Source organism: Echinicola shivajiensis (assembly GCF_018642165.1).
In the GTDB taxonomy this organism is placed as follows: domain Bacteria; phylum Bacteroidota; class Bacteroidia; order Cytophagales; family Cyclobacteriaceae; genus Echinicola; species Echinicola shivajiensis.
Map to the genome: position 1 here is coordinate 423,093 of NZ_JAHHZM010000003.1, position 12,002 is coordinate 435,094.

8 protein-coding genes are annotated in these 12,002 nt (G+C 38.3%); 3 read left to right on the forward strand and 5 right to left on the reverse strand.

Annotated features, from left to right (window positions below):
* Position 1 precedes the first annotated feature (1 nt).
* From KMW37_RS08330 to KMW37_RS08350, 5 genes are all read right to left on the reverse strand, one after another.
* Positions 2-1,204 (reverse strand): glycosyltransferase family 2 protein, encoded by a 1,203-nt coding sequence (locus KMW37_RS08330; protein WP_215224153.1) that lies wholly within the window; start codon positions 1,202-1,204, stop codon positions 2-4.
* On the reverse strand, positions 1,201-2,391 hold the full coding sequence (locus KMW37_RS08335) for a glycosyltransferase (RefSeq protein WP_215224154.1): 1,191 nt from the start codon (positions 2,389-2,391) through the stop codon (positions 1,201-1,203). The genes KMW37_RS08330 and KMW37_RS08335 overlap by 4 nt, the downstream gene beginning before the upstream one ends.
* A 19-nt stretch (positions 2,392-2,410) precedes the next feature.
* Positions 2,411-4,579 (reverse strand): glycosyltransferase, encoded by a 2,169-nt coding sequence (locus KMW37_RS08340; RefSeq protein ID WP_215224155.1) that lies wholly within the window; start codon positions 4,577-4,579, stop codon positions 2,411-2,413.
* 28 nt (positions 4,580-4,607) lie between these two features.
* Complete coding sequence (locus KMW37_RS08345; RefSeq protein ID WP_215224156.1) at positions 4,608-6,437, reverse strand: ABC transporter ATP-binding protein; 1,830 nt, start codon at positions 6,435-6,437, stop codon at positions 4,608-4,610.
* A 288-nt stretch (positions 6,438-6,725) separates the two neighbouring features.
* Positions 6,726-7,718 carry a glycosyltransferase family 2 protein gene (locus KMW37_RS08350; RefSeq protein WP_215224157.1) on the reverse strand — a complete coding sequence of 331 codons (993 nt, stop codon included), beginning with the start codon at positions 7,716-7,718 and terminating at the stop codon, positions 6,726-6,728.
* Between the two features lie 396 nt (positions 7,719-8,114).
* Here KMW37_RS08350 and KMW37_RS08355 point away from each other — a divergent pair, with 396 nt between their 5' ends.
* The 3 genes from KMW37_RS08355 (at position 8,115) to KMW37_RS08365 (ending at position 11,941) form a co-directional block, all read left to right on the forward strand.
* Positions 8,115-9,206, forward strand: coding sequence for a family 43 glycosylhydrolase (locus KMW37_RS08355; RefSeq protein WP_215224158.1), 1,092 nt, complete (start codon positions 8,115-8,117; stop codon positions 9,204-9,206).
* 125 nt (positions 9,207-9,331) lie between these two features.
* The gene (locus tag KMW37_RS08360; protein WP_215224159.1) at positions 9,332-10,909 is read left to right on the forward strand and encodes a family 43 glycosylhydrolase; all 1,578 of its coding nucleotides are present in this window, start codon (positions 9,332-9,334) and stop codon (positions 10,907-10,909) included.
* A gap of 18 nt (positions 10,910-10,927) precedes the next feature.
* Positions 10,928-11,941: a glycoside hydrolase family 43 protein gene (locus KMW37_RS08365; protein WP_215224160.1), complete on the forward strand. Its 1,014-nt coding sequence runs from the start codon at positions 10,928-10,930 to the stop codon at positions 11,939-11,941.
* The last annotated feature ends 61 nt before the right edge of the window (positions 11,942-12,002 follow it).

Genomic DNA, 12,002 nt, shown 5'->3' on the forward strand with positions numbered 1-12,002 from the left:
CTTAATCCTGCTGAGGTCTTTCCTTAAATAGATTTTTGATTTTTTGATATTGCTGCTTTTCTCGATAAATGGGAAGAACATTTTTCCATTTTTCTTTAAATTTTCCCCTATTAATCAACATGAAGTTTTTGATATTTCCTTCTTTGGCCTCTTTCCCTGTGCTTATACTTTCAAAATGGATAACAACAGATTGAGGATCATAGATCACTTTCTTTTTTAATTGATTTTTGATTGCAAGGCAAAAATCAGTGTCCTCATAATAAGCGGGGATATACCTTTCGTCAAACATCCCCAAATCCTTAAAGTCCTTTTTCCTAAACATTAAACTGGCCCCAGAACAATAATCTGTTTCCTTTTGAATATTGTATTTGACCAATTTGGGTAGGTCTAAGTTTCCGAAATTCAAGGTACTTGCATCTGTGAAAATTACGCCACCAGCTTCTTGTAATAAACCGTTAGGGTAAATTAGCTTACTTCCTACGCAACCAATAGATTGGTTGTTTTCTAGGGTTTGGATTAGACTTTCAATAGCTTTTTGTTGAATTTGAGTGTCATTATTTAAAAGATAAACAAACTCACCTTTTGCCTCAATTACAGCTTTGTTGCAGGATAATAAAAACCCCAAATTTCTTTCGTTTTTAATATACCTAATGCCTGTTGCCCGACTCTTGAAATATTCATGGGTCCCATCATTTGATAAATCATCTATTAAGATAATCTCAAAATCAATTGCATTTGAAAAATTATTTTTAATTGATTTTAAGCAATTATATGTAAAGGCCAAATGGTTATATACAGGGATTATGATACTGACTTTAGGCTCTTTGGAATTTTGAAAGTTAAGTTTATTTGAACTTAAAATTTGCTCTTCGCTTAATAAAGGATAGAGATTGTCAGGCACAAAATAGTTAAATCCTAAAAGAGTCCACCAAAATTCCGTCAAGCGTGTTGTTTTTCTTTCGATCCCAGGGAAATAGTTTTTTGAATAGTTTGTCGCGAAAAATATCTTGAAAAAGTTTTTCCAAGTACTTCTTTTTAAAGAAAAAAGACTTAACAGTACCAGAAATAACCTCTTCCTATACAATAGTAACATCACTTTCTTATATGCATTTTTTGGCAGAGAATTTCCCACAGCAATAAACTGATGAGTGATTCTAAGACATATCTTTTCATTTTGTCTATCTATCCAGGAATAAATGCTCATATTGATTTTTGGTTTATTCCGAATGCTTCATCTAAAATAGGATATATACTTTCCTTACTATAAAATGAATTAAAAGTGCTAAGTCCTAACTTTTGCTGTCTTATATATGCATCATTATTAGTAAGCAAGGTCATGATATGTTTTGCAAATTGTTTTTTATTATCACTTACAAGACAGCCATTGTCAAATTTATTTGGAATACCGTCTATTCCACGTGTATTGCAGACTACAGGTAAGCCAAAGGAAAAAGCTTCTATAACTTTTATTTTTACCCCAGTGCCAGAAAGCATGGGACAGATGGCTATTTTTGATCTTTTATAATAAGTTGCTAAACTCTCGGCAAAGGAAACTTTCGTTACATTGGTATATTCTCCAATATGACGGCCTATTTTACCTATTACCGTAATATTTAATTCTTTACTAAGTAATGGGTATACCTGATTGAAAAACCAATTTGCAGCTTTTAGATTATGAGGGTTATCACTGGCGACATATATTAGGTCAATATTCTTTTGGTTGGTGAGGCCTTTCCCTAAGTTTGGATTATCGAATAGGGGTGGAACCAATCTGGTTTTGTCTGAGCAGAATTGACTAAAAACGTATTGTTCATCAGGAGATATGGCCCAAATTTCATCAAATAAATTTAAGCGCCTAATTTCCTCTTCAAATGTTTTTCCTAGTTGGAAACCTTTCTGGTTTTTGTTTTGGGCGGTTAGAAAATCATGTGTATCCACAATGGTTTTAGCTCCTTCAAGGTTAGGGCAATTTTCTATTAACTCAGCCCAATAGGCGTAACTGATTAGAACATAATCGAATTTATTGTTGGACTTTAGATAGTCGAAAAAACTTTTTCGTGAATACCAAGTAAGAGGATCAGATATACTGTTTCTTCCTGCTTTTCTAAGTTCAAAAATAAGGTGAAAGATTTTATAAGTGAAGAAGTAAGTGACTAAGTTTTTTTTACGGGGTTTTCTCTTAATAACATACAGGGAATTGACCAGACCGCTGTTTTTAAATTCCTCAAGAGATTTCTCCTCCCAGAAAGTCCCCCATCCATCAATGGTTACAAACTCTACTTCATAATCCTTTGATTTGAGATAATGCAATAGGCTTAAAACCCTAGTTTTGTTTCCTGCATTTTTCTCTAAAGGGTTTTCAGGATAAAAGAATAAAATTCGACTTGACATGTTTTATACGTTAAACTTTTCAATTTAGGCTTTCCAAAACTTTAGCCAACTCTTTTTCTATTACCTCAGGGGTAAATGGCTCCAATACTTTAGCAGAATTATTAGACAGCTTTTTCCAAAGTATTTCATCATAATAAGCCTTCAGGATTTGTGCTGCGAAATTTTCCTTATTGTCGGCAAGCATTACATTTTCCCCATCTTTCAGGCCCATTCCTTCTGCTCCTATATCTGTGGTGATGATGGGGAGCTGATAGGCCAGACTTTGACCGATTTTACCCTTCATGCCTGCTCCATAGCGAAGCGGAGCTACAAATAAGCGTTGGTTGACAAAATAAGGTTCCACGTCCTGTACAAAGCCTGGAACCTTGACCAAATTGGAGGCCAACGCCTTGACCTTTTCAGTAGGTGCGCTTCCCAAAAGGGTAACCGGTATGGCATATTCTTTCCAGATAATTGGCATAATTTCTTCAATCATCCAAACCACTGCATCAATATTTGGGGGATGATTATAGGAGCCAATAAATAGTAATCCTTCTCTTTCCGAAAAGCCTTTTGAAGTAGCTGAGGGGTGTACTTCATGTATATTGGGGATTACCTCTACCTGCTTGATACTTTGTTTTTTTAAAAGATTTTTTTCTTCAGAAGTTACCGTAAAGGAAACATCAGCTTTTGACGCTAAGTCCAATTCTAACTGATGGAATTTATTGGCTTTTCTTTTTAGCTTTTGGCTTCCTGTTAACTCTGCTTCTCTTGAAAGTCTTATATAATGCAGGTCTATGGTGTCATAGATCCACTTTATTTTCGGGTTTTGTTTAAAAATCCATTCAAATTCTTGATTGAGTTGTGGGCGACAAATCCATGCTATGTCTACAGACGGCAAAATATTTAGCAATAGCTTTTTCATCCCAGACCTATCGGGATAAGCATATAGGATTTCTATTCCCAAATTTCTGAACTGAGTATAGTAGGGCTCATTTTTGTCCCCTTTTCTTGGAACAAAGATCACATGGTAGCCGAGTCTTTTTAGCATTTTTAGCAAATGCAAGGCCCTTACGGAGCCTGAGTCCTTATCATATTCTGGAAGAAAGATGTCAATGAAGAGTATGGTTTTCTTGGGCAGAAATCTTCTTACAAGTTCCTCTTCTTTGTTTAGCTCAATTTTGTCAAAGTATTTGGGATAGCTTGTTTTTAAAAGGTTGGTTCCAATACTAATTGTTTCCGCAGTTCCTGTTTTCTCTTTTGATGAAAATGTAAGTAATGGGGTATAAATGGTTTTTTTTCCTGCTTTCATTTTTATTCTTAGGACCAAATCTGTAAAAGCATGCGGTAGTGACCTAAAATTTTCATTTAGTCCATTTTGAGCTTGCAGTTCTTTTACCTTAAACATTGCAAAGACTTCATCAAGAGCATCTATTTCTCTTATCAAATTATACTTTGGATGTGTAGGAAGATCAAACTTACCATAACTGGTTAATTCAAAATCAGGGTTGATATATGAACCGGCACTTTTTATTAACCCATCTTCAGCTAAGGTTTTACCTGAAATTGCTGCCCAATCAGGATTTGATTTCATATTTTGAACCAATTCTTGGAGACTACCAGATTCCAATATGGTTTTTCCATTCCAAAAGGCAATTAAATCACTATTGGTTGAGCTAATCAATTCATTTAATGCAAAAATTAATTTTCCCTTGGACTGTAGAAAATGGATGCCAATATCATAAGCGTTTTCTTTCAAAAAGCTTATGATATCCTTTTGACTTTCTTCTAAAACCACAATGATTTTAATCTCATTCGTCCAAGAAGATTGGAGTGAATTCAATACTTGTGAAAGTGATTGAATCTCTTTTACCGAATGAATGATTATAGTTAAAGTTGGAGAATCCTTGCTTTCGAAATGAACAGGGTTTTGTAGGTCAAGGGATGTTTTTTTTCCTAACTTTCCAGGGTAATAGCTATGGCCCAAAAGCTTAAGAACAGAAGCTTGTTCATTGGTCCCTTCTAGTTGCTGTTCCTGTTTGAATTTGAGGTTCTTAAAGCTGGCTATAATAAATCTTAGCAAATAAAGACCATATATTGAAGGAGAAGAAAGAGAAGAAAACGTCCCTGTTCTTTTCCTTGAATTAGCATATTTGCGATCAATTTTATAAATGATTTTTTTGAGCATCTTTTCCAGCCAAGTTCGCATTTAGGTACAGTTTAGAAAGGTTAGTTACTTAACTTACTTCAGTAAACTGCTGCATACTGACCAGCTTATTGTACAAGCCGTCTTTGGTCACCAGTTCCTGGTGATTACCCTGTTCGATGATCTTTCCATCTTCCAGTACCACGATAATGTCGGCGTTCTGAATGGTGCTGAGTCTGTGCGCTATGACTAGGGAAGTACGGTTTTTCATCAGCTTGTTCAAGGCGTCCTGAACCAGTTTTTCTGATTCGGTATCCAAGGCAGAAGTAGCCTCATCCAAAAGCATGATCGGTGGGTTTTTCAGCACTGCCCGGGCGATGCAGATTCTTTGTTTTTGTCCCCCGGAAAGTTTCAAACCCCGGTCGCCCATATTGGATTGGTAGCCATTTTCGGTTTGCAGGATGAATTCATGAGCATTGGCAATCTTTGCAGCCGCTTCCACTTCTTCTTGGGTGGCATCCGGCACCCCAAAGGCAATATTATTGAAAATACTGTCATTGAATAGGATAGACTCTTGGTTTACCATTCCCATCAAGCTCCTCAGCGAGTCCATGCTAATATGGGAAATATCATTGCCGTCTATTAATACCTGGCCACTGTCTGGTTCAATAAAACGTGGCAATAAGTCCATCATAGTGGATTTCCCCCCACCTGAAGGCCCTACCAAGGCCACCATTTTTCCTTTTGGAATGCACAGGTTGACATCCTTGAGTACTGGTCTTCCTGGATAGGAAAAGGATAGGTCTTTTATTTCAATTTTATCCTTGAATTCATTGATTTGAATAGCATCTTTTGCGTCAGTGATGGCCGGCTTTTCGTCAATTAAATCCAAAACTCTCTCTCCAGCGGCTAAGCCTGAATGTATGGAGCTAAAGGAGTTGGTCAAAGCTTTTGCTGGACGCATTACTTGGCTGAAAAGGGCAATATAGGCAATGAAATCAGAAGGGCTGAGTTCTGATTGGTTGTTGATGATCAAGGAACCTCCATAAAGTACAATCCCTGAAACCATGGTTACGCCCAAGAATTCGGAAACAGGAGAACTCATTTGTTGGCGTTTGGCCATTTTCTTTCCTAGCATGGAAAAACGGACATTTTCTCCATGGAATTTATCTTTGATCATTTCAGTGGCATTGAAAGCCTTGATGATCTTAATTCCAGAAAGGGCTTCATCCAAATAGCTGATCATTACCCCATAAAGGTGCTGGGCTTGGGAAGCTTGTTTTTTTAGTCTTTTGACTATTTGAGCAATAAAAAAAGCCGATACGGGAATGACCAAAAGAGAGAAAATGGTCAGTTTATAAGATATGGCAAAGAGCATGAAAATATAGGCGATCAGCTGTAGTGGCTCCTTAAAGATCACCTGCAAAGTCCCCGTTACAGAAAACTGTACCACCTGTACATCGGATGATATTTTGGAAATGATATCTCCTTTTCGCTGGTTGCTGAAATAGCCTACATGTAAGTTCATTACATTATCAAAGACCCTTCTTCTTAGATTCAGTAAGGTGTGGATCCTTAGATTCTCCATGACCAATTGGGAAAGATAACGGAAGAGGTTACCCAAAAGCACAGAAATAATGATTACAGCACATACTGCTTGGAGAGCTCCCAATGGCCCATATTCCACCTTTGCGATATTCGCATAATAGTTGAGGTAGCCAAAAACGTCAGTCCAACTTTCTGGCTTAAGGACTTCTACGGTGGCATCTCCCTGGGCATTGAACAAAGTGCTCAGTAATGGGGCAAGCATGGCCAAGTTTAGGGTATTGAAAATCACTCCCAACAAGGTGAATATCAGGTAAGGTATGGCGAATTTTTCAATAGGTTTGGCAAATGCCAGTAATCTGAAATAGGTTTTCATGGAATATTAATATATTATATCGGCTACACGTTTTAAGAAATGTTTTCAACAGCATGCCGCTTAATTTTCTGCAAAGGTACTATTTTTCTTACGTCATTGTGAGGAAGGATGACGAAGCAATCCTCTTTCCTGAAGTTGAGATTGCTTCACTCCGCTGACACTACATTCGCAATGAAGGTTTACCGTTTGTCATTGCAAGGAGAAACGACGAAGCAATCTCCTTTTTAGAAGTTGGGATTGCTTTATATCACTTATAATTCATTCATATTGTCAGATAAACAGATCTGTTCATGTTTTTAATCTCTCAACTTTCTCCTTCTTTAAGGAGTCAAAGACGCTTTTCTTAATATCAAACAGGCCTTTATATCCTTGATGCTTTTGCATTAGATCAGTTAATTTTTTTCTAGCATATTGGATTTCAGATTTCTTTCTTAAATAACTAAAATAGGCCTTGATAATCCACCATTTACCCAGCAAGGCCCTCATAAATACTTCCACAGTCAATAATTGAATATTCCAAAGGAACAGCTTTATTCCGTCCAAGTGAATGGACTGAAGGATAAACTTATTTCTATACAATATGGGATAAAGCGTACTTTTTCCATGCTCTCTTTTGGTTGTGGAGGAAACTTCGTGATGACATACCGCATTATGCTCATAGTAGCATTTCCAACCCAACCTCCATGCCCTGAAGCTCAGGTCCACATCTTCAACGTAGAAAGGCGAATAAATTTCATCAAAGCCACCAAGTTCCAATAGTTTTTTGCGGTCCACCAGGGCGTTCGCTCCAGAAAGATATGCTGTAGGAGTCAACCGGGATTGGTCCTTGTTGATATAAAAATGGGTTGCTTTGAATTTGAGTCCTTGGAAAGCCACCATTCGGGCAGCATCTTCTATCTTTCCCTCAGTATTGACTATTCTTCCCATCACGCCAAATGTGTCGGGGTTTTCAAAATAGTGCCAAAACTGCTCAAAATAGTTTTCTTCGAGTCTAACATCTGAGTTAAGGAAAAGCACCAGCTCATATTGGGCCATTTTGATGCCTTGATTGCAGGTAAATGAAAAACCCTTATTTTTCTTATTGACCAATGTGATTACTTGAGGGTAATGCTCTTTGAGAAAAGCTATGGAATCATCTTTGGAAGCATCATCCACCACAATTACTTCAAAATCAACCCCTGAGTTTTGTACTGCTTTATAGGTATGTGGCAAGTATTTTTTGAGCAATTTTTGCCCGTTATAATTGGGGATAATTATGGATATACTTTTAGTGAATGGCATTAATTATTGAATCAATTTTTAGCTAATGGTACTAATACGATGAATTTTGGAAAAATGAGACAGCTGCTAATTTTATTTTTAATCTTTTCGAAAAATGTAAAGTTACAATAATGAGCTGGTTTTATGAATTATTGCTTGGATAATGATCTTTGAGTAGCAAAGCTTTCCTTCATCAAACCCAATAATTCCTTCATATTGGTCTTTTAAATGTGATTTTTTTGTAAGGTGTAAATAGGGAGATATTAAGGAAAAGCTCTTTTTAAACTTGATTAGAAGAATAATTGCCAATTCCTGACGGTTTTTTGCTAACAGGTAAAACTTATCTTAAACTACTTTTGAAAGAATTAAATTATGGTCACCTGATCTAGCTTAATGGTTTAGCCCAAAATAATTGTTATGAATGCGAATAGTAATAGCCACCCTGAGAATTTTCAAAAATTATGCTTAAGCAAAGCATCCTCCAATTTGCTTTTTAATGGAGCTTGCTTGATGTTTTTTCTTTTAATCTTCAGCCATTCACTTTTAGCACAAAACGAAAATATTAGAAATGCCCCGGCCCCTATGTTCCGTGATCCTATTTATGATGGAGCAGCTGATCCTGTGATGGTCTGGAATAAGGGAGAGAAATCTTGGTGGATGCTATATACAGCCAGAAGGGCAAATATGCCCACACAGGATGTTTCTGCCTATTATGGAAACAGCATAGGAATAGCAGAGACTAAGGATCATGGGCAGACTTGGGTATTTAGAGGTTATTTGGATCTTGAATTTGAGAAAGGTTGGAATACCTTTTGGGCGCCTGAGGTGATTTATCATGATGGAAAGTACCATATGTTTGTTTCTTATATACAGGGCGTAAGAAATCATTGGGGAGGAGCAAGTCATATCCATTATTTTACGAGCGAAAATTTGTGGGACTGGGAGCATCAGGGACCACTATCCCTTTCTTCTGATAAAATTATCGATGCTACGATTTTCAAGACACCTGCGGGTAAATTCAGGATTTGGTACAAAGATGATAGCCGTGGAGGCATTACCATGGTGTCTGAATCAGATGATTTGGTGAATTGGGAAACAAAGGATTTGCCCGCTATTGGCGGCGGAGCTCATGAAGGCCCTAAGGTCTTTGAATTCAATAATTATTACTGGATGCTAACCGATGAATGGCATGGTCTGAGGGTTTATCGATCCAAAGATCTGCAAAATTGGGAGAAGCAGGGACTTATTTTGGACAAGCCTTCCACTAGGGTAGATGATAAGCCAAGTGGGGCACATGGGGACGTGTTGGTTTTTGGAGACAAAGCTTATGTTTTTTACTTTACCCATCCGGGCAGGGATAAACATTCGGAGATCAAACCTGATCAATCCTTTCATCAAAACCATAGAACCACTATTCAAGTGGCTCCAATGACCTTTGATGGAGAGAGCCTGGAGGCAGATAGGAATAAGCCCTTTGATTTTTATTTACCAGATCAAAAACTAGATTAAACCATAGTATAAAAAAATAACCCTATACCTATTGAACCAGTTGCGGGCAAGCTTCACAAACTGTGCATTACAGTTTGGGGGCTCAGCCTTCAACAAATAAAATAGGTACTTAACTGATACGAAAAATGAGCATAAAGAGCGTTTCTCTAATTTTATCATTGCTGGCATTTTTAATGGTTAACGCCTGCCAAACTGCCAAAGAAAACAAAGATGAGCAAAAGGAATCAGCTACCGTTATTGTAAATCCGGTATTGCCCGGAGACCGTCCTGACCCAACAGTAGTGAAAGTGGGTGAGTACTATTATGCTTCTGCTACCTCCAATGAGTGGGCGCCCCTTTTTCCTATTTTTAAATCGAAAGATTTGGTCAACTGGGAATTGGTGAATTATGTGTTTCCTGATGGGGCGCCAGATTGGGCAAGGAATAATTTCTGGGCACCTGAGCTTTCTTATGATGAGGGGCAGGGGAAATTTTATGCTTATTATACTGCTAGAGATAAGACCAGTAACCGCCTAAGTGTGGCAGTGGCCAGTGCTGATAATCCTGAAGGGAAATTTACTGATCATGGACCATTGGTTGCTCAGGAAGCCGGTTCTATTGATGCCTTTGAGGTAAGGGATGAAAGAGGAAAGCTCTATCTCACTTGGAAGGAAGATGGGAATAGCAGAGGCCTTCCGACGCCTATTTGGGCGCAAGAAATCAATGAGGAACGAACGCAATTACTTGGGGAGCCAAAGGAGCTCTTCAGAAATGATGTGGACTGGGAGCTGAACCTGGTAGAAGGGGTATGTATTTTCAGGGAGAATGATTATTTCTATGCTACTTATTCAGCTGGAGCTTGCTGTGATAAGGCCTGCAACTATAAAGCTGGAGTGGCCAGATCCAAAACACTGTTGGGGCCTTGGGAGAAATATGATCAAAATCCCATTTTGAAGGACAATGAAAATTGGAAGTGTGCAGGCCACGGTACAGTGGTAAAAAAGGATGGAGATCATTATTTGTTATACCATGCCTATAGCAGCCAAGGAAGTGTCTTTGTAGGCAGGGAAGGTGTCTTGGAAAAAATCAAGTGGAATGAAGATGGATGGCCGGTTTTTGAGAATAATGCTAGCTATGACCGAGAAACGGCTTCTTTGACATTTTCTGATGATTTTAATCCAGAACTCAACCCTATTTGGCAGTGGAGAGTAACACAGGATATTCAATATTCCACTGGTGAAAATGGATTGCTCTTAAAATCCTCAAATGAAAATGAGGGCTTAGGATCACTGTTGGTGCAGGCTTCTACCTCTCCAGAATATGAAATAGAGGTCAGTATTTTGCCATCTAGTTCGGAAGCCATGGGGGGACTTCTATTGGTTGGCGGTGCACATAATGGTTTTGGAGCTCCTGTAGCCGGCTTTGGAATCGGCATAAAAGGAGACAAAGTACAAGTGATAGAAAATAGGGATAAAAAGTTGGATATTAAGGCAGAAGGAAGCTTTAAGGCTGGTGAATTGGTCAATTTGAAGATGACAGTTAGCCAAGGCCATATACTGCAATTTTCTTATACGGATGTTGATGGGAAGTGGAAGAAGGTGGGAGAGAAGTATAATGCTGCTCATTTGGTGCCTTGGGGCATGGGCTTTCGCCTTGGTATTTTTGCGCTTGGGGATGCTGATCAAGAGATCAATTTTAAAAATGTTAGTATTAAACATCAATAGAATATAAAAATCAAAAATATGAAAAAGCTAAACGGACTTTTGTTATTGGCACTAGCAGGATCATTTGCCTGCAACACCAAGTCTACAGTAGAGGGAGAAGCTGATGAGAAGGCACATGAAAGTGTGAAAACTTCAGGGAACCCCATTTTTGAAGGATGGTATGCTGACCCTGAAGCCATTGTTTATGATGATACTTATTGGGTATATCCGACCTATTCAGATGAATATGAAAAGCAGGTGTTTATGGATGCCTTTTCCTCCAAGGATTTGGTGAACTGGACCAAGCATGAAAGGATTATAGATACCGCAGAGGTGAAATGGGCAGAAAAGGCCATGTGGGCACCGGGTGTTATCAGTAAGGATGATAAATACTATTTGTTTTTTGCAGCCAATGATGTCCATGAAGGTGAAGTTGGAGGAATAGGTGTAGCCATTGCTGACCAGCCACAAGGACCCTTTAAGGATTTGTTAGGAAAGCCTTTGATCAATGAAATTGTCAATGGTGCCCAGCCCATAGACCAGTATATATTCAAAGACAAAGATGGAACCTATTATATGTATTATGGAGGTTGGGGACACTGTAATATCGTGAAACTAAATGACGATTTTACGGGTATTGTGCCTTTTGAAGATGGCGAAATGTACAAGGAGGTGACACCAGATAGCTATGTAGAAGGACCGTTTATGTTTATCCGAGATGGTAAATATTATTTCATGTGGTCTGAAGGTGGTTGGGGAGGACCTGACTATTCCGTGGCCTATGCCATTGCTGATAGTCCATTTGGACCTTTTAAAAGAGAAGGGAAGATCCTTCAGCAAGATCCTGAAGTGGCTACAGGTGCAGGACACCATTCGGTTATTCAGGTTCCTGGAGAAGATGAGTATTATATAGTATACCATAGAAGACCATTGACAGAAACCCATCATAACCATAGAGCGACCAGCATTGATAAGATGGAATTTGATGAAAATGGAAAGATCAAGCCTGTGAAAATAACCTTTGAAGGGGTGGCGGAAAGAGAGATAAAGTAGTTAGTCTTCGGTTGAAAGGGGCCAGTTAGCGGACCTCTTTTGTAATAGTAGTTGAATTAAT